Below are 22,972 nucleotides of genomic sequence, written 5' to 3'. Positions count from 1 at the left end.
CGGTATGACCCGACGTTCCGGATCGAATTCGAGCGCGGCGGCCGTCACCGCCGCGCTCGCGGTGCTTGTGGCCATGCTGGCGATCGGATCGCTTGCCGTGGGACCGGTCAAGCTGTCGCCGCTCACCGTGGTGCAAGCGCTGGCCGGCCTCGGCGGCGAGGTGCAGCAGATCATCGTGCAGGAGATACGGCTGCCGCGCACCATCCTGGCCCTCGCCATCGGCGGCATTCTGGGCCTGTCCGGCGCAGCGCTGCAGGGCCTGCTGCGCAACCCGCTGGCGTCGCCGTCGCTGTTCGGCGCGCCGCAATCGGCCGCGTTCGGCGCCGTGCTGATCATCTCGCTCGGGCTCGCCGACGTGCGCTCGTTCGCGCTGCCGGCCGCGGCGATCACGATGGCGTTCGTCTCTGTGTTCGTGCTGCTCGCGGTCGCCGGCCGCAACGCCAGCCTGCTGCTCTTGATCCTGGCAGGTCTGGCGATCTCCGCCCTCGCCGGCGCCGCCACCGCACTGGTGATGAACCTGTCGGCCAATCCGTTCGCCAGCCTGGAAATCGCGTTCTGGCTGCTCGGCTCGCTGGAGGACCGCAGCTTCCGCCATGTCGTGCTGGCGCTGCCGTTCATCGTCGCCGGCGGCGTGCTGCTGTTCAGCCAGCGCGCCGCGTTCCGTGCCCTCAGCTTGGGCGAAGAAACCGCGCAGAGCCTCGGCGTGGACGTCGCCCGGCTGCGGCTGATCGTGATCGCCGGCACCGCGCTCGGCGTCGGCGGCGCCGTCTCGGTGTCGGGCACGATCGGCTTTATCGGCCTGGTCGCGCCGCATCTGGTACGTCCCCTGATCGGCCACGATCCGGCCCGCGTACTGCTGCCGAGCGCACTCGCCGGCGCGGCGCTGCTGCTCGCCGCCGACATCGCGGTGCGGCTGATCCCGGCGTCCTCCGACATCAAGGTCGGCGTCCTGACCTCGATCATCGGCGTGCCGTTCTTCCTGTATCTGATCGTGCGCGAGCGCCGCGCGCTCGGTGGAGGCGTCGCATGAGCGCCGCTTTCCTAACCGCACGCGACCTCGCCGTGACGTTGTCCGGCCGCGACGTGCTGCGCGGTGTCTCGCTCGATCTGACCCGCGGCCATCTGGTGGCACTGGTCGGACCGAACGGCGCCGGCAAGACCACGCTGCTGCGCGCCCTCGCCGGCCTGATCGAGTCGCAGGGCGAGATCACCATCGGCGGCGATTCGCTGGCGAGCCTGGCGCTGCGCGAGCGCGCCAAGCGGTTCGGCTATCTGCCGCAGGGCCATCTGGTGCATTGGCCGCTGCCGGTGCGCGACGTTGTCGCGCTGGGGCGGTTTCCACACGGCGCCACAGATCCGGCCTGGCTGTCGCCGCTGGATGCCGAGGCGGTCGATCGGGCGATGGCGGTCACCGACGTCACCCAGTTCGCGGACCGCATCGTCACCGAACTGTCGGGCGGCGAACGCAGCCGGGTGGCGCTCGCCCGCGTGCTGGCGCTGGAGGCGCCGGTGGTGCTCGCCGACGAGCCGACCGCCTCGCTCGATCCGCGCTATCAGCTCGACGTGATGCAGACCTTGCGCACCACCGCCGATGCCGGCACCCTGGTGATCGTCGTCACCCACGATCTGGGCAGCGCCGCCCGGTTCGCCGACACCGTACTGGTGATGGCGAGCGGCGCACTGGCGGCTCACGGAACGCCCAATGACGCGCTGTCGGACGAGATCATGCAGCAGGTGTTTCGCGTCAGCGCCTACCGGGCGCAGTACCAGGACAGCGGCGTGATCCTGCCGTGGTCCGGAACCTGACGGTGCCGCCGCTAGAGCGGCGCGGCCAGTGCTGCAGCGAGCCGATCGAGCCCGGCGGCATCGCCGGGCAGGCCGAACCTGAGCAGATCGTCGGCCCAGTCGAACCTGCGACACCAGATCCGCTGCCTCGCCAGCATCTCGTGCAATCGATACGCCTCGGGATGACGCGCGAGCCGGAACAGCGGCGTCCCGCCGACGATGTCGAGCCCGCCGCCGCGCAGCACCTCGTCGAGCCGGGTGGCCTGTTCGCGCAATTCGTCGCGGGTTTCCATCGCCCAGGCCCGATCGCGCAGCGCCGCAGCCCCGATCCGCAGCGCCGGCCCGGAACAGCTCCACGGCCCGAGCGCCAATGCGATCCGGCGCGCAATCGCCTCACCCGCGATGGCGAATCCGAGTCGCACACCGGCAAGGCCGTAGAACTTGCCGAACGACCGCAACACCACGATCGGCAATTCCGGAGTCAGCGCCGCAGCGCCGATCGGCGGGTCGACATCGGCGAACGCTTCGTCGATCACCAGCCAGCCGCCCCGCCGGCGCAGTTGCGCCGCGGCGCGCCGCAAGCTGTCGTGCTCGACGATGCGGCCATCGGGATTGTTCGGATTCACCACCACGACGTGGCGCGCCTGCTCGGGAATGTCGTCCAGCGAGGCGATGCCGACGAGTTCGCGGCCGGCGTTGCGCCACGCCAGCGCGTGCTCGGCGTAAGTCGGACCGACGATCGCGACACCGCCGGGCGCGGCCAGTTGCGGCAGCCATTGGATCAGCGCCTGCGTGCCGGCTGCAGCGACGATGCCGGACTCATCGGGCACCTCGTAGGCAAGGCGCGCGGCATCGCACAGCGCGGTCTCGTCGGCCTGCGACGGCAGACGCTGCCAAGCGTCCGCATCGATGGTCGGGATCGGCCAGGATCGCGGATTGATGCCGGTGGAAAGTTCGAGCCAGTCGGCGGCATCGCCGCCGTGCCGTGCCATCGCCGCTGTAAGATCGCCACCGTGCTTCATCGCCACCTCTTGCCACCATCGCGGCCAAAGCGCGAGAGGCTCGGCGGCGTTTTAGCCGGAATGATGATGCTGTTAGTTGCAAGCCTGACAGACGCCGCGAGCGCAGCCGCGGCGCCCACGGTGGTGTCGATCAACACCTGCACCGATCAGTTGCTGCTGACACTCGCCGATCCCGATCAGATCCTCGGCCTCAGCCCCTATGCACGCGACGCGGCGCGTTCGTTCCTCGCCGCCGAGGCTGCACGGTATCCGCGGCTGTCGGGCGGCGCCGAAGACGCGCTGATGCTGAAACCGGATTTGGTGGTCGGCGGCAAGTTCACCAAGCGGGCCACGCGCGAACTGCTCAAGCAGATGGGCCAGCGCGTCGTCGAATTCGATTCGGTCAAGACGATCGATGACGCCAAGGCGCAGATCCGGCAGATGGCCGATCTGCTCGGCCATCCGGAGCGCGCCGCAGCGGCGAGCGCCCGGATCGACGCCGCAGTGGCGCGCGCCAAACAAGCCGCATCGCGGACGCGACTGACCGTGCTGCCGCTGGCGCGTCGCGGCTGGGTGTCGGGCCGCGACAGCCTGATCTCGTCGCTGCTCGACATCGTCGGTCTGCGCAACGCCGCCGGCGGGCTCGGATTCAGAAACGGCGGTTTCACCTCGCTCGAAGCGGTGGTGGCGCTGCGACCAGACTTTCTGCTGATCACGGACGACAGCGATTTCGCCGAGGACGAGGGCCGCGCCTTCGTGCTGCATCCCGCGCTGCAACGCTTCTATCCGCCGTCGAAGCGCATTACGGTGCCGGAGCGGCTGACCGTGTGCGGCGGGCCGATGCTCGCCGACGCACTCGATCGGCTGACCGACGAACTCACTCGCGTGGAGCGATGACATGCTGTTGGATTCCCACGCGCTGCTGATCGTCGTGGTCGCACTCGTGCTCGACGCACTGATCGGCGATCCCGACTGGCTGTGGAAGCGGCTGGCGCATCCGGTGGTGCTGCTCGGCACGATGATCGGCTGGCTCGATCGCACGCTCAATCGCGACGATTGGTCGGAGCGGACCAAGAAGATCGCCGGCATCGTCGCAGTGCTGTTCCTGATCGCGGTCGCTGGCCTGGTCGGGCTGCTGCTGGAAGCCCCGCTGCGGCAATTGCCGGGTGGCTGGGTGATCGCGGCCGTGCTGGCCGCGACGCTGATCGCGCAGCGCAGCCTGTACGACCACGTCGCACGCGTGCGCGACGCCTTCGCGGCCGGCGGCCTGACGGCGGCACGCGAGAAGGTGTCGCTGATCGTCGGCCGTGACCCGCAGACGCTGGACGAAGCCGGCGTCTGCCGCGCCGCGATCGAATCCAGTGCCGAGAATTTTTCCGACGGCGTGGTCGCGCCGGTGTTCTGGCTGGCGCTTCTCGGGCTGCCGGGTCTTTTGATCTACAAGACCATCAACACGGCCGATTCGATGATCGGGCATTTGACGCCGCTGCACCGTTCGTTCGGCTGGGCCGCAGCGCGGCTCGACGACGTGCTGAATCTGATTCCGGCACGGCTATCCGGCCTGCTGATCGCGCTGGTGGCACCGATCGTCCGCGGCTCGGTCAAGACCGCCATCACGGTGATGCGGCGCGACGCCGGCAAGCATCGCTCGCCCAATGCCGGCTGGCCGGAATCGGCGATGGCTGCGGCGATCGGCGTCGCGCTGGCCGGCCCGCGCAGCTACGGCGGCAAGATCACCGACGATCCTTATCTCAACGCAGAGGCGCGCCGCGAGGCGACGCCTGCCGATATCGGCCGCGCGCTGCGGGTGATGATCGCAGCCTGCGCGCTGCAGGCCGCGATCTACGCGGCGCTGGCGTTGGTGCTCTGACGGCTGCGCGCGATTGCAACCATCCGCTCGACGTCGAGATGCGCTTCGAGATGATCGGCCAGCGCATCGAGAGCGGCTTCGATCTGGGACTCGTAGGCGAGCTGCGAGGCGATGCCGAGACCGGCGAGCCAGGCGCGGCGAAACTCGTCGTTGGTGAACAGGCCGTGCAAATAAGTGCCCTGCACTCGGCCGCTGCGCGAGATCGCACCATCGGGCCGGCCGCCGATCGTCACAACCGGCCGCGCGCAGTCCGGTCCCTCGGTGCGGCCGAGATGAATTTCGTAGCCTTCGACCGGCGCGCCGGTCGCCACATGGGTGCCGTGGACCAGCGTGGTCGACTTGTCGCCCTGCATGATCGTGACCGTGTCGAGCAGGCCGAGCCCATCGACCGTGCCGGGCACGCCATCGACGCCGTCGGGATCAGCGATGCTGCGCCCGAGCATCTGATAGCCGCCGCACAGCCCGAGCAGGTGTCCGCCGCGGCGGACATGGGCGGCGATGTCGATGTCCCAACCCTGTGCGCGCATAAACGCGAGATCGCCGAGCGTCGACTTGCTGCCGGGAATGATCACCACGTCGGCCTCGGCCGGGATCGGCGTGCCCGGCGGCACGAACACCAGCTTGACGCCGGGCTCCATGCCGAGCGGATCGAGATCGTCGAAATTGGCGATCCGCGCCAGTATCGGCACGGCGATGACGCGCTTGGCGGCCGAGGACTGCGCCCGGTCGAGATCGACCGCGTCCTCGGCCGGAAGTAACGCCGCGCTCGGCAGCCACGGCACCACGCCGAGCGACGGCCAGCCGGTCAGCTCGGTAATCGCCGTCAGTCCATGATCGAACAGCCGCACGTCGCCGCGGAATTTGTTGATCAGATACCCCTTCACCAGCGCCCGCTCGGCCTCGTCGAGCACGAGATGCGTGCCGGCGAGGCTGGCGATCACGCCGCCGCGTTCGATATCGCCGGCGATCACCACCGGCACGTTCGCGGCTTGCGCGAAGCCCATATTGGCGATGTCGCCGGCACGGAGATTGATCTCGGCCGGAGAGCCGGCGCCTTCGACCAGCACGATGTCGGCCTCGCGTGCGAGGCGCGCGAAGCTGTCGAGCACATGCGGCAGCAGCGCCGCTTTCTTGTCGAGGAAGTGCTGCGCGCCGAGCCGGCCGAAGCGTTTGCCCTGCACGATCACCTGTGCGCCGGTGTCGGTCTCCGGCTTCAGCAGCACCGGGTTCATATGCACGGTCGGCGGCAGTTTCGCGGCGCGCGCCTGCACTGCCTGCGCCCGGCCGATCTCGCCGCCATCGACCGTCACTGCGGCGTTGTTCGACATGTTCTGCGGCTTGAACGGCGCCACCTTCAGCCCCCGCCGCACCAGCGCCCGGCACAGCCCTGCCACCAGCGTCGACTTGCCGGCATTGGAGCAGGTGCCCTGGATCATGAGGGCGGGGGTGATCGTCATTGCAGCTTTCTCATCGCGTGGCCGTCATTCCGGGGCGCGCCGACAGGCGCTAACCCGGAATCTCGAGGAGTTCCGCACTTCTGGATTCCGGGTTCGCCGCTGCGCGGCGCCCCGGAATGACATATTTGTGGCTCTGCCGCCCGCTCAAAACTCCACGCCCTTCTGCGCTTTCACGCCGGAACGGAACGGGTGCTTCACCAGGGTCATGTCGGTCACCAGATCGGCGATCTCGATCAGCGCGGGGTGAGCGTTGCGGCCGGTGATGACCACGTGCTTGTCGGCCGGCTTCTCGTCGAGCAGCACCGCGACGATCTCTTCGATCGGCAGATAGTCGTAGCGCAGCACGATGTTGAGTTCGTCGAGCAGCACCATGCGATGACGATCGTCGCGGATCAACTCTCTGGCGCGGTCCCAGCCGGCGCGCGCCGCGGCGATGTCGCGTTCGCGGTCCTGGGTCTCCCAGGTGAAGCCCTCGCCCATGATGTGCAGCGTCGCCAGCTCGGGAAATTTCGCCAACAGCTTGGCCTCGCCGGTGTTCCATTTCTCCGACTTGGTGAAGTGCACCACGCCGACCGGCATGCCGTGGCCGATGTGACGGAACACCATGCCGAGCGCCGCCGAGGTCTTGCCCTTGCCGGTGCCGGTGTGGACGATGATCAGGCCCTTGCTGTCTGTCATGCCTGACAGCTTCTTGTCGTGCGCGGCCTTCCGCTTCTTCGCCTTCTCGGCGTGGCGGGCGTTTTCATCGCGGTCGGACAATGGATCGGTCATGCAGCTTCCTTCGGAGTGAGAAATTCGGCGAGCAGATCGGCGGCGCGGTTTGAGCGCGGCATCCACAGCCCGCGCCGGATCGCCTCGTCGAACCGCGCCACGATGTCGCGCAGCGCCGCCGGATTGGCGTCCTGCAGAAACTGGCGCACGGCATCGTCTTCGAGATAAGCGGCGAACAGCAAATCGAAATGACGGTTACCGACGGCGTCGGTCGAAGCCGCAAAGCCGAACAGATAGTCCACGGTGGCGGCGATCTCGGAGGCGCCCTTGTAGCCGTGGCGCATCACGCCCTGAATCCACTTCGGGTTGGCGGCGCGGCCCCGCACCACGCGAGAAATCTCATGCGCAAGCGTCCGCGGCAGCGGCGCTTCGGGCCGCGACGTGTCGACATGGGCGATCCGCGGCGCCTGCCCGCGCAGACTTTCGACCGTTGCGGCGAGACCGCCGATGAACTGGTAGTAATCGTCGGAATCGAGAATGTCGTGCTCGCGATTGTCCTGCGCCTGCGCCACCAGATCGACCGCCTTCAGCCGTGCCGCGAACGCATCGGCGGCCTCGGCACCGTCCTGCCCCGCCCCATAGGCATAGCCGCCCCAGGCAAGATAAGCGCCCGCGAGATCATCGCGATTATTCCAGCCGCCGTCGTCGATCATCGCCTGCAGCCCGGCGCCGTACGTGCCCGGCCGCGCGCCGAACACCCGCGCGCCGGCTTGCTTCTTCGCCAGCTCGGGATCGACACCCGTTCGAACTAATTGTTCGCTGCGGACGCGGACCTGGGCGGCGATCGGATTGGCGTCATCAGGCTCATCGAGCGCCGCGACCGCTGCAATTGCGCTGGCAATCAGGTCCATCTGCACCGGGAAGGCATCACGAAACAGTCCGGAGACGCGGAAGGTGACATCGACGCGCGGCCGCCGCAGCTCCGACAGCGGCACGATCGCAAAACCGGTGACGCGGCCGGTGGCGTCTTCCCAGGTCGGCCGCGCACCGATCAGCGCCAACGCCTGCGCGACATCATCGCCGCCGGTGCGCATATTGGCGGTGCCCCACGCCGAAAGCGCAATCGAGCGCGGCCATTCGCCGGCCTCCTGCCAATAGGATTCGATCAGGCGCTCGGCGGCGAGCTGCCCGATCCGCCACGCCGACGGCGTCGGCACCGCGCGGACATCGACCGCGAAGAAATTACGCCCCGTCGGCAGCACATCGGGCCGGCCGCGGGTCGGCGCGCCGGAGGGCCCCGGCCGAATGAACCGCCCGTCGAGCCCGCGCAGCAGCGCGTCGCGCTCGGCATCGCCGGACGCCTCGATCGCTGGACGCAGCGATGTGGCGATCCAGTCGAGCACGGGCTGAGTGTGAGGCAGTCTCTCCTCATCGCCCGCAGGAGAGGGTGAAGCTTGATGAAGAGCCGACACCAACCGCAAGGCCAACGCTTCGACGCGCTCGACGGTGTCACCATGGGTCCGCCATGGCCGATCGCTCAGCTCGGCGAGGACTGTTGGGCGCGGTCCGGCATAGGGCACAGCCAGATCGCGGGTCAGCGGATCGAACTCGGTCCCGTCGGGGTTGGTGAGTCCGAGGTCGCGTGCCAGCGCGCGATGCAGCGACGTATCCTGCAGCTTTAGCTCGGAGCGCGGCAGCCGCGCGATCGACACCAGCAGCTCGTCGCGCTGGGCGGCGAGCGGCGTGCGGCCGAACACGTGCAGACCGTCGCGGATCTGCATTTCCTTCAGATCGCACAGATGCGCATCGATCGCGCGCAGCGCATCGAGCGTCGCGGTGTCGCGATCGATCGCGACGTCTTCGTCGAGCCGCGTCGCCCGTGCCAACGAGATGATGTCCTCGGCGATCGCGTCCGCACGCGTCGGATCGAGATCGGCCGCCATCGCATATTCGTCGACCAGCGCTTCCAGCCGCGCCATCTCGTCGTGCAGCTCGGCGCGTGTCATCGGCGGCGTCAGATGGTCGACGATCACCGCCGCGCTTCGCCGCTTGGCCTGGATGCCCTCGCCGGGATCGTTGACGATGAACGGGTAGAGATGCGGCAGCGGCCCGAGCAGCGCAGTCGGGAAACAGTCGCGCGACAGCCCGGCGCTCTTGCCCGGCAGCCATTCGAGATTGCCGTGCTTGCCGAGGTGGATCACCGCTTCGGCGCCGAACACCTGCCGCACCCACAGATAGAACGCCACATAGTGATGCGGCGGCGGCAGCTCGGGATCGTGGAAGCTGGACTTCGGATCGATCGCATAGCCACGGGCCGGCTGCACCCCGACCAGGATGTTGCCGAAGCGATGCAGGCCGAGCCGGAAGGCCCCATCGGCCACATGCGGATCCTGCTCGGGCGCGCCCCACCGCGCGGTCACCGCATCGCGCACCGCCTGCGGCAACTCCGCGAACGCCGCCGCGTAGTTCGCCACCGGCCAGTTCACGCCGCCGTCCCGATCAGCGCGGCCCTTCAGTTCGTTGGTCGGGCCGCACTGCAGCTGCTCCATCAGCACCGCCGTGTCGGCCGGCAGCTCGCGGGTGAGATAGCCTTCCGTCCGCAGCGTGAACAGCAGGTCGTGCAGCGATTGTGGGGTGTCGAGGCCGACGCCGTTGCCGAGCCGGCCGTCGCGATTCGGATAGTTGGCGAGCACGATGGCGACGCGGCGTTGGTCGCGCGGCTGATGCCGCAGCCGCACCCAGGCCTGCGCCAGATCCGCCACTGCGTCGATCCGGTCCTGCAGCGGCTGATACACGGTCGGAGCGAATTCGGCATCGCCGCCGCGCTGCTTGAAGGCCACGGCTCCGGCGAAGACACGGCCGTCGACCTCCGGCAGCACGACATGCATGGCGAGGTCCCGCGGATTGAGACCCCGGCCGGATTGCTCCCAATGCTCGCGCGTCACCCCCGCCTGCGCCACCTGCAGGATCGGGCAATCCGCCGACGCCAGCACGCCGGAGTCGTCCGTGGCAGTGGCGGTCGCAAACGCGGTGGCGTTGATGATGACGTCCGGCGGCGTCGCGGCAAGCACGCTGCGCAGGAACGCGATCGAGCGCGAATCCTTCAAGCTGGTCACGAAGATGCAGGTTGGATCGAAATCACGCGCGGCCAGGGCGTCACGCAGCGCCGCGATCGCCGCGGTATCGCCGCTCGCCGCCAGCGCCCGATAGAAGATTACCAGCGCGCGGGGGCGCTGCGATGGCAGGGGCTCTGCCGGCCAGAACCCTGCGGCCGGCATCGGCCGCGGCGGCGGCGGGCAGTCGTCGCGCAGGATCATCCAGGCGGCGTAGCGCAGCGCCAGGCTGATGTTGTCGGCACCGCCCTCGCTGCAGTAGCGCCACAGCGCACGAGCATCGTCGAGATCGGCCGTGCCACGCGCGGCAAGCTCCGCGTTCCACTCCATTTCGCCCGGAATGCACACGAACTGCGCGCCACGCGCCAGCGCATCGCGCCGCAGACTGTCGATGCCGTGCGGCCAATAGGCCTCACCGCCGAGCATCCGCAGTATCACCAGCTTGGCTTTTGACAGCGTGCGTTCGACATACAGATCGACCGAGGCCGGATGGCCGAGCGCGAGAAAGTTGGTGAGCTGGAGGGTCGGATAGTCGTCCGGCATCCCGGCCCGCGCCGCGCCGAACGCTGCGAGATCGCTATCGGCCGCCGACAGCACCACAATGTCGGCCGTCGCCTGACCAAGATCGCGCGCGACATCACCGTCGTCGATGCTGACGCTGGTATCGAGCTTCAGGTGCATCTGGAGCACCGTTGCTGTGCGACCACCCTCTCTACGTCATTGCGAGCGAAGCGAAGCAATCCAGACTCGGGGCCGATGCCCCTGGATTGCTTCGTCGCTTCGCTCCTCGCAATGACGGGGAGAGGCATATGAATTACCCCGCGAGTGCGCGCCGGGCGGCGTCGGCGTCGAAGCCCTTGAGGCCGATCACCACCAGATGATCGGGGCGCTCGGCGTCGGGACGGGCGAACGCCAGATCGATGCGCGAGCCGACCGCCTGCACCACCACCGGCGCCGGCTTGCCGGCGACACGGGCGTGGCCCTTGACGCGCAGCACGCCCTCGAGCCCCAGCGCATCGCCGACGCGCGCCTTCATCGCATCGAGCGTCTCCGCCGGCTGCGGAGTGATCACCAGCGAATCGAAATCATCGTGATCGTGCTCCTCGCCTTCGGCGTGATGGCCGGCGCGGGACGCGAGATCGTTCTCGGCCTCGGCATCGAGCCCGATCAGCACCGAGGGCGCCAATGTGCCGTGCGAGCGCACGATGCGGACGTTCGGCCGTATCCGGCTCGCCAGCTTGGTTTCGAGCGCGGCGAGCTGGTCGGGCGCGACCAGATCGCTCTTCGACAGCACCACCAAGTCGGCGCAGGCGAGCTGGTCCTCGAACACTTCCTCGATCGGATCGTCATGCGTGGCGTCGCGCTGCGCCTTCACCGCATCGTCGTCGAGCGGCACCCGGCCTTCACTCAGCGCCAGCGCATCCACCACGGTGACGACGCCGTCGGCGGTGGCGCGGGTCTTCACCGCCGGCCAGGCGAACGCCTTCAGCAGCGGCTGCGGCAACGCCAACCCGGAGGTCTCGATCACGATCGCGTCGAGCGGCGTGTCGCGATTCAACAGCTTCTCCATCGTCGGGATGAAGTCGTCGGCGACGGTGCAACAGATACAGCCGTTGGTGAGTTCGACGATGTCGCCCGGCGCGCACACCGACGCGCCGCAATCCTCGACCAGCGCGCCGTCGAAACCGGCATCGCCGAATTCGTTGACGATCACCGCGATACGGCGGCCGCTCGACTGATTGAGCAGCGCGCGTAGCAGCGTCGTCTTGCCGGCGCCGAGAAAGCCGGTGAGCACCGTGACGGGAACGCGTGCGGTCATGAACTACTCTCCTGTTTGGCGTTTCAGCCACAGCGGCAGGCCGGCGGCGATGAAGGCGACGTTGGGCACGGCGGCGGCAACGGTCTGATTGAGGCGGCCTTGGGCGTCGCGGAACGCGCGCCCGAGTGGCGTCTCCGGCACCAGGCCGAGGCCGACTTCATTGGAGACGAGAACGATCGGACCCGCGGCGACGCCGAGATAGCGCGCCAGCCGCTTGGCTTCGACCTCGGGATCGCGGCCGGCTTCCATCAGGTTGAACAGCCACAGCGTCAGGCAATCGACCAGCACCGCGCGGCCACGGCCAGCGTGCTGGGTCAGCGCATCGACCAGCCCGAGCGGCTCCTCGATCGTGGTCCAGCCATCGCCGCGGCGGGCGCGGTGATGCGCGATCCGGTCGGACATTTCGTCGTCGCTCGCAGTCGCGGTGGCGAGATAGATCTTGGCGAGACCACTGCCTGTGACCAGCCGTTCGCCGAACACCGATTTGCCGGAGCGCGCGCCGCCGAGCACGAGGGTTGAGATCAGCGCGCTCATGCCGGCGCCCGCCCATCGTCCGGGGACCATTGCGGCGGCGGCAGACGGAAGAGCGTGCCCTTGCGCAACACCTCCGGGCGCTGTCGCCACGGCACCAGGCCGTAGTCACTGTCCTGATAGGAGGCCACGAATGTCGCAACCGCGTCGGCGCCGCCGGCGCCGTCGAGATCGCCGAACACGAAGGTGTAGCCGCCCTCGCTCGACACCGCGACCGTGGCGGCGCGCTTGCACGCGGACAGGCACTGCACCGCGCGAACCTGTACGCCTGCGGAACCCGCCAGCGCGGCACGCACCGCCTCCAGCATCGGCGCACCGACCACAGTACCGTTGGTCGTTTTGCAGGTGGTGCAGACGCTGACCATCACCGGCACGCCGGGCAGGCTGCGCGACAGATCGGCGCTCAGGTCGGCGGCTGGTTCGGAATCCATCGGGCTCGAATCGTTGCGTCAGCTTTCGAGCTTTGTCGGAACGCGCGGGATAGACCTTTGGTCTGCCGCACTGCTTCCGTCCGGTGCACCCCGCCCCGACGACGCCTTCAAAGCACAATACGTGATGGCAGGTCTCCTGGCTCGCGAGTCGTTGCCATTCGCCGCCTTCCCGGGAATTCCCAGTGGCCTCGGCGATGGCTCGTCGCTTACAGTTGCGGGGGCAGCTCCGGGATCGAGACGCAATGCGCCTCCCACCGGCTTCCCTTTTCACCTTCCTGACGGAAGGACCATCGCGGTGCACGCTATCTGCGACCGTGTTGCGGGTCAACAACGCGAAGGTGGTGTTGACCCGGCCAGCGCGATTACGTCAGTTGCGCGCCTTCGAAACCAAAGGATCGTTCGATGCCGACCGACACCCTCGTCACCTGGCAGCCTCCCTCGATCACACCGGTCGACGCATCGCTGAAAGCAGCCTTACGGGCGCGGGTGGACGGCAAGGCCAAGCCGCTCGGCTCGCTTGGGCGAATCGAGGACCTCGCGATCGAACTCGCCATGATGCGGCACCCGCAACCGCCGCAACTCGACAATGCGGTCCTGATGGTGTTCGCCGGCGATCACGGCCTCACCGCAGAAGGCGTGTCGCAATATCCATCGGCCGTGACGGTCGCGATGGTGATGACCTATCTGGCCGGCAAGGCCACCGCCAATGCGTTCGCCGCAGCCAATCATGTCGATGTCCGGGTGATCGACGCCGGCGTCGCCGCCGAGCTGCCGAAACACCCCGATCTGATCGACGCCAAGGTGCGGATGGGGACAGCAAATGCGGCGCGCGAGCCGGCGATGAGCCTCGCCGAGGCCTGCCAGGCGCTCGACCGCGGCGCCGAACTGGCGCGCGCCGAGATCGCCGCGGGGGCGGATGTGATCGCACTCGGCGAGATGGGAATCGGCAACACAGCATCGTCATCGCTGCTGCTGCATCGGCTCGGCCCGGCGCCGCTCGACCAGAGCATCGGCATTGGTGCCGGCCAGGATGCCGACGGCATGGCCCGAAAGAAGGCGGCGATCGAGAAAGCAGCGCAACGCAGTGCCGCCACCGCACCGCTCGAGGTGCTGGCCGAATTCGGCGGGCTGGAGATCGCCATGATGGCCGGCGCGGTGCTCGGCACCGCCGCGCAGCGCCGCCCGGTGATCATCGACGGCTTCATCGCCACCGCCGCGGCGCTGGTCGCCGTGCGGCTGGCGCCGGAAGCGCGCGACTATTGCGTGTTCGCCCACCGTTCCGCCGAACGCGGCCACGATCTTGCGCTGCAGGCGATGGAGGCCGCGCCGCTGCTGGATCTGCGGCTGCGGCTCGGCGAAGGCACCGGCGCGATCCTCGCGGTGCCGCTGCTGCGCTCCGCCGGCCGGCTGCTCACCGATGTCGCCGATCTCGCCGACGTATTGGCAGGCAAGCTATGAGCACGACGCTGAACAAATTGGTGGCGATGACCGATCCGGCAGATATCGCCGCCGCCAATGCCAATCCACCGGTGTTCGACGAAGCGTTCCGCGACAAGTTCGCCGAACTGATCGCGTGGCGCCGCGACGTCCGCCGCTTCAAGACCGATCCGGTCGAGCCGGAGCTGATCGAGCAACTGCTCGATCTGGCGCAGCTCGCGCCCTCGGTCGGCAACAGCCAGCCGTGGCGCTGGATCAGCATCGACAGCGCCGAGACGCGCGCGCAGATTCGGGCCAACTTCCTGCGCTGCAACGAAGTCGCGGCGAGCGCGTATCAGGGCGAGCGTGCGGCGCTGTACGCCAAGCTCAAGCTCGAAGGCATCGACGTGGCGCCGCGGCAGTTCGCGCTGTTCTGCGATCGCACCACCGCGCAGGGCCTCGGCGTCGGACGCCAGACCATGCCCGAAGCGCTCGATTACTCCGTCGTGGCGATGATCGAAACGTTCTGGCTCGCCGCCCGCTCGCTCGGGCTCGGCGTCGGCTGGGTGTCGATCCTCGATCCGCAGGCGCTCACCGCCGATCTCGACGTGCCGCCGAACTGGAAGTTCATCGCCTATCTGTGCGTCGGCTGGCCGGTCGAACATCACGTCGATCCGGAACTGGTCAGACACCATTGGCAGGACCGCACAACGGCGGGCCGCATCGTGCTGTCGCGCTGAACCGCTCCGCCAACGTGCGCGAGCGTACTAACAGCGCGCGCCGTTTCCGGATTATTAAGGCAAGATCGCGGCGGTCGCCGCAATTTGCAAGAAATCGTCACATTCGCGCGTCAGGACTCCGTCCGCGTTTCCGATAATGGAGGACCGGACATGCGAACGACCAGATCTTGGACGACTGCTGTGTTTGCCGGCGCGCTGATCGCGTCGAGCCTTTCTGCCGCGCCCGCACTGGCGCGAGGCCAGCAGGACCAGCGCAATGCCAGCGAGACCGCATCAAGCTCGGGATGCACCTCGTATGAGCGCGCTCCCGACGGCTCGTGGCGGCCGATTCCCTGCATATCAGCCGGCGCGGCGTCGATGCCGGCGCGGCGTTCGCCGCAGAGCGCCGAAGCCAGTAACTAATCGCCGCGACAGCGCCAACGGCGGCACGCTTCTGCCAGCTCCGCGGATGATGGCCGGGCTGAATCCGGCCATCATCGCAACGGACGGTACGCGATGTCTCGGACGGCCCGTCCGGACTCAGCGTCCGAACAGGCCGGTGATCGTCGCCTTCGCCAGGGTGTGGAAGTTGAGATCGAAGCCGACCAGCGCCGGCATCGCGGTCGCGCCGGCATTCGGCAGCTTTTCGACGTCCACCGCAAACACGGTGATCTGATAGCGATGCGGCTTGTCGCCCGGCGGCGGGCACGGGCCGCCATAGCCGGCGACGCCGAAATCGGTCAGGCCCTGGATCGTGCCGTCCGGCATCAATCCCTTGGCGACATCGCCGGCGCCCTTCGGCAGCGACGTGGTGGTGGCGGGAATATTGAACACCACCCAATGCCACCAGCCGCTGCCGGTCGGCGCATCGGGGTCGTACATCGTCACCGCGAAGCTCTTGGTGCCGGCCGGCGCATCGCTCCAGCTCAAAGCCGGCGAGACGTTGGCGCCGGTGCAGCCGAAGCTGTTGAACAATTGCTCGTGCGCGATGGTGGCGCCTTCGGCGATGTCGGGACTGGTGAGCTTCATGGCCTGCACTCCTGCCGCATGCGCGCGCCACGCGCGGCAGACGGCTGGCGCGCGACGCACGTCATCGGGTCGCTGATGTCGTGGTCCCCGCCGGGCGGCGAGGCGGCCGGATGCTAGCAAGCCGGACGGAGAGACGGAAGCGGCGCTGCCGCCGCACGCCGGCGACAGACCCGCAGGGTCACTCGGATTTCGCGGCCGGCGCCTTGCGGGACGACCGCAGCAGCAGCGGGAAGCCGGAGAAGAAGGTGTCGGAATCGATCAACACCGGAATGCCGAGCCATTCCGAGACCGTGCGCGGTCCGGTGCGCAGCTCCTCGCGCCGCGCTGGAAGCGGCGCGGGCGCCGCCGGCGCTGCGACGGGCCGCGCTGGTTCGCGCGCCGGCTGGACCTCGGCCTGGGCTGGCGGCGCGGGGGTGGCTGGGGCCGCAATCGCCTGCTTGCCGCTGTGGCGATCGAGAATGGCGGTTGCGGCGAGTGCCGAGCCGAATGGCGGCTCGACGCGCACGGCCGCGCCACCGCGGCGATCGGCCGCGTCGATCAGCTCGACCCGTTGAAAGCCGCGCTGCTTCAGCTCGGCGATTGCGGCTTTGGCCTGTGCGGCGCTATCGAAAGTGCGGGTAATTTGCGTCATGTCTCGCCTGCCTTAGAGGAATCCCCGTCGGCGTGCAAACGGCGGCACACCCGCAATCGTTCCGCGCAGGAACGAGGGCGGGGGCGAGGCGCGCAGACCCGGCGGCGCTAGGCGCAGACGTCCGGCATGCAGCAGCCGCCGCAGCCGCCCTTGCCGTCGCACATCGGTGCTTCCGGCCCGCCCTTGGCGGGCTTGGCGATCAGCGACAATTGCTGCTCGAGGCTGGTGCTCTCGCAGGCCGGACACACCGCGGTGTCACCGGAGAACAGCAGCGTCTCGAACTGGTGACCGCACTTGTTGCAGACGAAGCCGTAAATCGGCATGACGGATCTTCCGAAGCTGACTGGGAACGGCTTGCGCCTAGCAAACAAAGAGCGCGGCCCGCAACGCGGCGGATCAAATTCGCCGGAGGAACGACGCGATGGATCAGGGCGAGGCCTGCGTGGTGATGGTGACCGCACCGAGCAAGGACGAGGCAGAACGCTTAGCAGTCGCAACACTCGAGGCCCGGCTCGCGGCCTGCGTCCAGATCCAGGCGATCACCAGCCATTATTGGTGGGACGGCAAGATCACCAGCGACGCCGAGCAATTGATGTTGTTCAAGACCGTGACGGCGAAATTCGCAGCGCTGCGCGACCTGATCACCTCGCTGCACTCCTACGACACGCCGGAGATCATCCAGCTGCCGGTGACCGCGGGTGCCGAGAAATATCTCGGCTGGATCAGGCGCGAGACCGGGGCGTAGAATCGCCGCGCAACCACACCGGTGCCGCGTCGTCTCCGGCGAGCGCCGCGCGGACTGTACGGGCCGCGACGCGCGACGGCCAGCGCAGCAGATGGCTGCGGCAGTGGGCGCAATCCGTGGCGCCGAAGCCTTCGATCGGCACCGGCAGAAATCCCAGCCGCGCGACCAGCTCGCACTCGTCGCCGCCCGCAATCGCCCAGGCGCCCAGCACCTCGCCGGCCGTCGTCAACTGATCGACGTGCCAGCGGATCGCTTTGTCCTTGCGGAAATGCCGTCCGAGCCGAGCGGGCAGGCCGCCTGGCCCATAGGCCGAGCCGCAATACAGGTAGCGCCCCGGCCGAAGTAACGGCGACGCGGCGGCGCCGAGCCGGATCGCGAGCGGCGCGGCGATTGCGATCGCCACCACATAGGCGCCGGGGCCTGACGGGCAGGCAGGATGCGGTGCGGAGGTCATCACGACCGGTGTGCGTCCGCCGTCTCCAGATGGTCAAGCCCGCAGACGACGTCGCCGGCTAATGCTTGGTCGGGACCTGGCTGAGCAGCATGCGCTTCAGCTTGGCGCGCGCGTGCATCTCGGTGGCGGACTGCATCACCAGCCCCTTGGGCGCATCGCTGAGAGCTTCGGCCTGCGCCCATTCGGCGGCGGCGAGCCATTCCAGCTCGTCGGGCGACAGGTGGCGGAAAGGTGCTGGATCTGCAACCTTCATGGCGGTTTCCTCATGGTGCGATCCGGACCGCCGCAGCGCCGATCGCTTGTTGTTCTTTGAGCGAGCTTAAGCCGGCTGCAGACCGACAGCAATCGCGAGATGACAAGCACCGCAGGCCGAATCTGCAAATGCATCGCTTCAGCAAATTCAATCTGAGCGATTGCGCTTTGCATCCGGCGGGTGAATAGCTGCAGCCGTCTCCGTTCGTTTCATGGCCCGCTCGTTCACAGCTCTTCACCCGTTCCGTTCGACATGACCGACCTGCGCTCCTATCAGGCGCCGTGGTGGCTTCCCGGCGGCGACCTGCAAACCATCTGGCCGACGCTGTTCGCACAGCCGCGTGTCTCGCAAGCCATCCCGCTCACCCGCGAACGCTGGCGTGCGCCGGACGGCGACTTCATCGACATCGATCATTTGCCAGGCCCCGATCATGCGCCGTGGCTGGTGCTGTTTCACGGCCTCGAAGGGTCGTCGTCGAGCCGCTACGCGATCGGGTTCGCGCAAGGCGCACGGGCGCGCGGCTGGCGGCTGTCGATCCCGCATTTCCGCGGCTGCTCCGGCGAGCTCAATCTGGCGCCGCGCTCGTACCACTCCGGCGACTTTCAGGAGGTCGGTTGGCTGCTGGCGCGAATTCGCGACCGCGCTGATGCGCCGGTGCTCGCCGCCGGCGTCTCGCTCGGCGGCAACGCGCTGTTGCGCTGGGCGGAGGAAGCCGGAAGTGGCGCCGCAGAGATTGCGCGCGCGGTGGCGGCGGTCTCCGCCCCGCTCGATCTCGTCGCCGCCGGCGCCGCGATCGACAGCGGCATCAATCGCCTGCTCTACACCCGGCATTTCCTGCGCACGATGATTCCGAACGCGCTCGCGAAGTGGGATCAGCATCCGGGACTGTTCGATCGCGACCGCGTACAACGGGCCACGACCCTGCGCGAGTTCGACGACGCCTTCACGGCGCCGCTGCACGGCTTCGCGGATGTCGATGATTACTGGACCCGTGCCTCGTCCAAGCCGCATCTGCACAAGATCAGGATCCCGGCCCTGGTGGTGAACGCGCGTAACGATCCGTTCGTGCCGGCCGCGTCGCTTCCGACGCCGGATCAGGTCGGCGCGATGGTGACGCTCTGGCAACCCGATGAAGGCGGCCATGTCGGCTTCGCCACCGGCCCCTGGCCGGGCCGTGTCACCGCCATGCCCGAAGCCGTCAGCGTTTGGCTCGGTGCCGTTCTCGACCGCTAATAGTCGGCGCTGCGCAGCTCGAATTGCGCGATGCTCCTGAACCGCGCGCCGCGCCCGTCCTGGCGAAGCACCGCGATCCGATCGATCGCGACATGGTCGATCCCGGTGGCCGCGAATCTTGCGCGCAGCACGGCCAACAATTCAGCATGGCGAGCCGGATCGAGCGAGCCGGTCAGCGTCATGTGAAACCGGAACTCGTCCATCACATACGGGTAGCCCCAGCGATCGAGATTGCCGACCTGCTCGGGCGTCAACCGTTCCGGCTTGCGCCGCGCGCGATCCTCCGACGACAGCGGCGCCCGGAATTCATCGAAGTCACGCACGCAATCGGCCGCGAGTTGCTGCAGTGACTCAGAGGGCGTTTCCGGCACCAGCGCGATGAACCCACCGATCGGCCTGATCACCGGAGCAATCTGCGGAATCGCCCGCGGGGTTTCGGCAAAGGTCGCGCAAGCCCACAACAGGTCGCTCTCGCGGCGGCCATCGGCCAGTGCGAACGGCGCCTTCAGCGTGGCGTGGAAGCCGTAACCGCGTGGATCGGCGGTGATCTCGCGCCAGTCCGCAATCGCCGCGGTCTGCGCGGCGAACGGCACTTCGTCGCCGGAGACGACATCGTAACCGAGCATCGCCGCCCCGAACTGCGCCAGAGCGCTGCCTGCAGCGGGCAGATAGTAAATCGCGTAGCGTGGAAAATTCGACATCACTGACAATGATAGCGCCGGATCACGCGGCGACGCCAGCCGGGTGCGGCAGTTTGCGCGTGATCACGAAGCGCTCCGGATCGTCGACATGCACCAGACGGCCGCCGGCGATCACCGCGACGATCCGCGGCCGCAGCGCGACCCGATCGTCGACCAACAGAACGTCGGCGCGCTGACCGCTCGCAATCGTACCGCGCTCAGACAGACCCGCGGCGCGGGCGGGGTTTTCCGAAATCAGCTTCCAGGCCTGTTCCAGCGGCAGGATGCCGTCATGCACCAAGCGGAACGCCGCGAGCAGCGGCGCCGGATAGTAGTAATCGGAGGCCAGCACCGAACACAGCCCCTTGGCGATCATGTCGGCCGCCTTGGTCCAGCCGGTGTGGCTGCCGCCGCGTACCACGTTCGGCGAGCCGAACACGATGAAGTCGCCGTGCAACGCCGCGTCACGCGCGGTCTCCTCGGTGGTCGGGAACTCGGCAATGCCGACGCCGAGATCACGGAACCCCTGCCGAATCGCCGGGGTATCGTCGTCGTGCGACAGCATCGGCATCGACACCTCTCGCGCAATGGCGGCGAGACGGCGATTTGCCTGTGGCACTTCGTCGCCGCGCGCCGCGACGCGCTCGACCAGCCGGTCGAATTCATCGTCGGACAGGCCGGTGCGCTCGACCATCCGGTTGCGCTTCTGCGGCTTGGCGAGATTCGCCAGCGTCGTGTCCATGTGATCGTTGAAGGCGAACAGATCGACGCGGCGATCGCCGATCCACTGGGCGATCTCGTCGACCGCCTCGAGATTGAAGGTCTCGTGCCGCAGATGAATGCGGGTGTCGGCGGAAAGCCGCGGCTTGGTCAGATCGATCGCATCCAGCATCCGGCGGGCGTTGTCGGCGCTGCGCAGGCCGGGCTCCCACGACCAGGTGACGGCGTGGAAGACCGTGGTGAGGCCGTTGGCGATCGCCTGGCGGTCGCTGTCGATCAGCGCCACATCGATCGGAAAGTCGACACCGGGCCGCGGCATCATCTGCCGCTCGAAGGCGTCGCCATGCAGGTCGACGATGCCGGGCAGCACCAGCAGGCCGCGGGCATCGATCCGGATCGCCGCATTGCTGGCGGCGGAGCCGACCGCGGCGATCGCGCCGCCGGCAATCTGCAGCGAGCCCTCGGCAATGTCGTCGCCGACCAGCGTCCGGCCACCTTCGATCGCGATCTCGCTCATCCCATCACCTGCTGTTCTGCTGCCGGCCCTCGGTCCGATGGCTGCACTTCGGCCACACCTTCATATCGGTCGAGGAATTCGTCCACTGACAATTTCCGGAAGTCGGGCAGCGTGGTGCGCAACGCTTCGTGGTCCCAATTCCACCACGCCAGCGCGACCAGACGTTCCGCCTGTTGCTCGGAGAAACGGCGGCGGATCGGTCGCGCTGGATTGCCGGCCACGATCGTGTAGGCCGGCACGTCACGGGTGACGATCGCGCCGGCCGCCACCACAGCGCCGGTGCCGATGTTGCGGCCCGGCAGCACGATGGCGCCGTGGCCGATCCAGACGTCATGGCCGATCTCGACATGATGGTCCCGGCGCCAGGCGAAGAACTCGGCGTCGTCGCTCTCGCCTTCGAAATAGGTGCTGGCCCGATAGGTGAAGTGCGCTTGGGTAGCGCGCTGCATCGGGTGATTGCCGGGATTGATCCGGGTCATCGCCGCGATCGAGCAGAACTTGCCGATGCCGGTGTAGGTGATCTGCGAGTCGTTGACGACGTAGGAGTAATCGCCCATCGCGACTTCGTTCAGGATGGTGCGGGCACCGACTTCGCAATACGCCCCTAGCGTGACGTCGTGCAGCTTGGCGGTCGGATCGACGGTCGGCGCGACCGAGAGCAGTTTCGCGGACATGAGTTTCTCGCGGGCGATGATTGGCTGTGAGACCGTCATCGGCGCCGCTCGTGACGTCATCGTGACGCATCGGTGACGCAGCGAAGACCTTGATGTGTCGGCCGAACTACACGGTCTGTCACACGGCTGCAAAACAACGGCGGTAGCGATTCCACCCGAACCTGTTTCGGGAGCAGCGCATGCTGGTAGTTGAAGGTCTGAGCTGCCGCTTCGGCAGCAAAGCCGCGGTGGACGACGCGTCGTTCTCGGTCGAACGCGGCAGTTTCGTCGGGGTGATCGGCCGTTCCGGCGCCGGCAAATCGACCCTGCTGCGAATGCTGAACCGGCTGGCGGAGCCTTCCGAAGGCCGCATCCTGTTCGAGGGCGTCGACGTCACGGCGCTGCAGGGCCGCGAGCTGCGGCAATGGCGCGCACGCTCGGCGATGATCTTTCAGCAATTCAACCTGATCGGCCGGCTCGACGTGCTGACCAACGTGCTGATGGGCAGGCTGTCCGAAGTACCGTCGTGGCGCTCGCTGGCGCAGATGTGGCCGGAGCAGGACCGCGCCCTGGCGATCTCGGCGCTCGATCAGTTCGACATGGCGTCCTACGCGGCGCAGCGCGCCGACCAGCTCTCGGGCGGTCAGCAGCAGCGCGTCGCGATCGCCCGTGCACTGGTGCAGCAGCCCGACATCGTGCTGGCCGACGAGCCGATCGCGTCGCTCGATCCGCGCAACACCAAGATCGTGATGGATGCGCTGCTGCGCATCAACAAGCACTTCGGCATCACCGTGCTGTGCAATCTGCACTCGCTCGATCTCGCCCGAACCTATTGCGACCGGCTGATCGGCATGGCTTCAGGCCGCGTGGTGTTCGACGGCGCGCCGGCCGCGCTCACCGACCAGATCGCGCGCGAGCTTTACGACCTCGAAGCCGACGAGGTGCTCGGCGCCGCGCCGCATGTGCCGCACGGCCTTCCCGCCCCCGTATTGGCCGGCGTCGCCGTGGCCTGATCCCGGCGGCGCGTCTTCGCCGTCTCCCCATTCGGCACCGCCGCGGCGCGACCGCGCGCGGTTGCCGTGTTTTGGCCGTTCATCGACTCGAAGAGACAGGAAACGTGATGATCAAGCTCCGTACCCCTGTCTCTTATACACTTCTGTAGCCGCCTGCCGCTGACGGCGAGGGGGAGTCGGTGGTCGCCGTA

Annotated in this window: 24 protein-coding genes and 1 riboswitch; of the genes, 9 read left to right on the top strand and 15 right to left on the bottom strand. The window is 68.0% G+C overall.

Features of this window, described 5'->3' with window-relative positions:
• Nucleotides 1-4 precede the first annotated feature (4 nt).
• Together DY468_RS07555 and DY468_RS07550 are read left to right on the top strand one after the other, a co-directional pair.
• Complete coding sequence (locus DY468_RS07555) at nucleotides 5-1,030, top strand: FecCD family ABC transporter permease (protein WP_164603869.1); 1,026 nt, start codon at nucleotides 5-7, stop codon at nucleotides 1,028-1,030.
• Nucleotides 1,027-1,806: an ABC transporter ATP-binding protein gene (locus tag DY468_RS07550; protein WP_164603867.1), complete on the top strand. Its 780-nt coding sequence runs from the start codon at nucleotides 1,027-1,029 to the stop codon at nucleotides 1,804-1,806. Before DY468_RS07555 ends, DY468_RS07550 begins: the two co-directional genes overlap by 4 nt.
• 11 nt (nucleotides 1,807-1,817) lie before the next feature.
• On the opposite strand, the gene cobD is transcribed toward DY468_RS07550, so the two are convergent.
• On the bottom strand, nucleotides 1,818-2,807 hold the full coding sequence (gene cobD / locus DY468_RS07545; RefSeq protein ID WP_164603865.1) for a threonine-phosphate decarboxylase CobD: 990 nt from the start codon (nucleotides 2,805-2,807) through the stop codon (nucleotides 1,818-1,820).
• 63 nt (nucleotides 2,808-2,870) lie between these two features.
• On the opposite strand from cobD, the gene DY468_RS07540 reads away from it, so the two are divergent.
• Nucleotides 2,871-3,683: an ABC transporter substrate-binding protein gene (locus tag DY468_RS07540; RefSeq protein WP_164603863.1), complete on the top strand. Its 813-nt coding sequence runs from the start codon at nucleotides 2,871-2,873 to the stop codon at nucleotides 3,681-3,683.
• A gap of 1 nt (nucleotide 3,684) precedes the next feature.
• Nucleotides 3,685-4,656: an adenosylcobinamide-phosphate synthase CbiB gene (cbiB, locus tag DY468_RS07535; RefSeq protein WP_164603861.1), complete on the top strand. Its 972-nt coding sequence runs from the start codon at nucleotides 3,685-3,687 to the stop codon at nucleotides 4,654-4,656.
• Here the strand turns inward: cbiB and DY468_RS07530 are convergent.
• The 6 genes from DY468_RS07530 to DY468_RS07505 all read right to left on the bottom strand — a co-directional run bounded on the left by DY468_RS07530 (nucleotide 4,629) and on the right by DY468_RS07505 (nucleotide 12,718).
• A complete protein-coding gene (locus DY468_RS07530) occupies nucleotides 4,629-6,113 on the bottom strand; it encodes a cobyric acid synthase (protein WP_164603859.1) in 1,485 nt (494 codons plus the stop codon). The two genes, cbiB and DY468_RS07530, sit on opposite strands and share 28 nt — an antisense overlap.
• 144 nt (nucleotides 6,114-6,257) lie before the next feature.
• Nucleotides 6,258-6,884, bottom strand: coding sequence for a cob(I)yrinic acid a,c-diamide adenosyltransferase (gene cobO, locus DY468_RS07525; protein ID WP_164603857.1), 627 nt, complete (start codon nucleotides 6,882-6,884; stop codon nucleotides 6,258-6,260).
• Nucleotides 6,881-10,618, bottom strand: coding sequence for a cobaltochelatase subunit CobN (gene cobN / locus DY468_RS07520; protein WP_164603856.1), 3,738 nt, complete (start codon nucleotides 10,616-10,618; stop codon nucleotides 6,881-6,883). The genes cobO and cobN overlap by 4 nt, the downstream gene beginning before the upstream one ends.
• Before the next feature lie 133 nt (nucleotides 10,619-10,751).
• Complete coding sequence (gene cobW, locus DY468_RS07515; protein WP_164603855.1) at nucleotides 10,752-11,756, bottom strand: cobalamin biosynthesis protein CobW; 1,005 nt, start codon at nucleotides 11,754-11,756, stop codon at nucleotides 10,752-10,754.
• 3 nt (nucleotides 11,757-11,759) lie between these two features.
• Entirely contained in the window at nucleotides 11,760-12,290 is a 531-nt protein-coding gene (cobU, locus tag DY468_RS07510) for a bifunctional adenosylcobinamide kinase/adenosylcobinamide-phosphate guanylyltransferase (RefSeq protein WP_164603854.1), read from the bottom strand.
• On the bottom strand, nucleotides 12,287-12,718 hold the full coding sequence (locus DY468_RS07505; RefSeq protein WP_164603853.1) for a DUF1636 domain-containing protein: 432 nt from the start codon (nucleotides 12,716-12,718) through the stop codon (nucleotides 12,287-12,289). The genes cobU and DY468_RS07505 overlap by 4 nt, the downstream gene beginning before the upstream one ends.
• A gap of 109 nt (nucleotides 12,719-12,827) precedes the next feature.
• Nucleotides 12,828-13,025: riboswitch (cobalamin riboswitch) on the bottom strand.
• 95 nt (nucleotides 13,026-13,120) lie between these two features.
• On the opposite strand from DY468_RS07505, the gene cobT reads away from it, so the two are divergent.
• Both cobT and bluB read left to right on the top strand, forming a co-directional pair.
• The gene (cobT, locus tag DY468_RS07500) at nucleotides 13,121-14,176 is read left to right on the top strand and encodes a nicotinate-nucleotide--dimethylbenzimidazole phosphoribosyltransferase (RefSeq protein WP_164603852.1); all 1,056 of its coding nucleotides are present in this window, start codon (nucleotides 13,121-13,123) and stop codon (nucleotides 14,174-14,176) included.
• The gene (bluB, locus tag DY468_RS07495; RefSeq protein ID WP_164603851.1) at nucleotides 14,173-14,874 is read left to right on the top strand and encodes a 5,6-dimethylbenzimidazole synthase; all 702 of its coding nucleotides are present in this window, start codon (nucleotides 14,173-14,175) and stop codon (nucleotides 14,872-14,874) included. Before cobT ends, bluB begins: the two co-directional genes overlap by 4 nt.
• A gap of 519 nt (nucleotides 14,875-15,393) precedes the next feature.
• Here bluB and DY468_RS07490 read toward each other — a convergent pair.
• The 3 genes from DY468_RS07490 to DY468_RS07480 form a co-directional block, all read right to left on the bottom strand.
• Nucleotides 15,394-15,882 (bottom strand): YbhB/YbcL family Raf kinase inhibitor-like protein, encoded by a 489-nt coding sequence (locus DY468_RS07490; protein WP_164603850.1) that lies wholly within the window; start codon nucleotides 15,880-15,882, stop codon nucleotides 15,394-15,396.
• 178 nt (nucleotides 15,883-16,060) lie between these two features.
• On the bottom strand, nucleotides 16,061-16,513 hold the full coding sequence (locus DY468_RS07485) for a hypothetical protein (RefSeq protein WP_164603849.1): 453 nt from the start codon (nucleotides 16,511-16,513) through the stop codon (nucleotides 16,061-16,063).
• Between the two features lie 107 nt (nucleotides 16,514-16,620).
• A complete protein-coding gene (locus DY468_RS07480; RefSeq protein WP_164603847.1) occupies nucleotides 16,621-16,836 on the bottom strand; it encodes an FmdB family zinc ribbon protein in 216 nt (71 codons plus the stop codon).
• 98 nt (nucleotides 16,837-16,934) lie between these two features.
• On the opposite strand from DY468_RS07480, the gene cutA reads away from it, so the two are divergent.
• Nucleotides 16,935-17,258, top strand: coding sequence for a divalent-cation tolerance protein CutA (gene cutA, locus DY468_RS07475; protein ID WP_164603845.1), 324 nt, complete (start codon nucleotides 16,935-16,937; stop codon nucleotides 17,256-17,258).
• Here cutA and DY468_RS07470 read toward each other — a convergent pair.
• The gene (locus tag DY468_RS07470) at nucleotides 17,236-17,712 is read right to left on the bottom strand and encodes a GIY-YIG nuclease family protein (RefSeq protein ID WP_164603843.1); all 477 of its coding nucleotides are present in this window, start codon (nucleotides 17,710-17,712) and stop codon (nucleotides 17,236-17,238) included. The two genes, cutA and DY468_RS07470, sit on opposite strands and share 23 nt — an antisense overlap.
• Before the next feature lie 58 nt (nucleotides 17,713-17,770).
• Nucleotides 17,771-17,965, bottom strand: a complete 195-nt coding sequence (locus tag DY468_RS07465) for a hypothetical protein (RefSeq protein ID WP_164603841.1) — start codon at nucleotides 17,963-17,965, stop codon at nucleotides 17,771-17,773.
• Between the two features lie 252 nt (nucleotides 17,966-18,217).
• On the opposite strand from DY468_RS07465, the gene DY468_RS07460 reads away from it, so the two are divergent.
• Complete coding sequence (locus DY468_RS07460; RefSeq protein WP_164603839.1) at nucleotides 18,218-19,198, top strand: YheT family hydrolase; 981 nt, start codon at nucleotides 18,218-18,220, stop codon at nucleotides 19,196-19,198.
• Here the strand turns inward: DY468_RS07460 and DY468_RS07455 are convergent.
• From DY468_RS07455 to DY468_RS07445, 3 genes are read right to left on the bottom strand one after another with little or no spacing between them, the layout of a single operon-like run.
• Nucleotides 19,195-19,899 (bottom strand): DUF1045 domain-containing protein, encoded by a 705-nt coding sequence (locus tag DY468_RS07455; protein ID WP_164603837.1) that lies wholly within the window; start codon nucleotides 19,897-19,899, stop codon nucleotides 19,195-19,197. The genes DY468_RS07460 and DY468_RS07455 overlap by 4 nt on opposite strands.
• 22 nt (nucleotides 19,900-19,921) lie before the next feature.
• A complete protein-coding gene (locus DY468_RS07450) occupies nucleotides 19,922-21,115 on the bottom strand; it encodes an alpha-D-ribose 1-methylphosphonate 5-triphosphate diphosphatase (RefSeq protein ID WP_164603835.1) in 1,194 nt (397 codons plus the stop codon).
• Entirely contained in the window at nucleotides 21,112-21,789 is a 678-nt protein-coding gene (locus tag DY468_RS07445; protein ID WP_164603833.1) for a transferase hexapeptide repeat family protein, read from the bottom strand. The genes DY468_RS07450 and DY468_RS07445 overlap by 4 nt, the downstream gene beginning before the upstream one ends.
• Before the next feature lie 179 nt (nucleotides 21,790-21,968).
• On the opposite strand from DY468_RS07445, the gene phnC reads away from it, so the two are divergent.
• Nucleotides 21,969-22,781: a phosphonate ABC transporter ATP-binding protein gene (gene phnC / locus DY468_RS07440; protein ID WP_164603830.1), complete on the top strand. Its 813-nt coding sequence runs from the start codon at nucleotides 21,969-21,971 to the stop codon at nucleotides 22,779-22,781.
• Nucleotides 22,782-22,972 lie beyond the last annotated feature (191 nt).

Origin of the sequence: Rhodopseudomonas sp. BR0M22 (genome assembly GCF_010907035.1) — a bacterium.
Taxonomy (GTDB): Bacteria; Pseudomonadota; Alphaproteobacteria; order Rhizobiales; family Xanthobacteraceae; genus Rhodopseudomonas.
The sequence above is the reverse complement of the archived record's forward strand: the minus strand, read 5'-3'. Positions and strand labels throughout refer to the sequence as shown.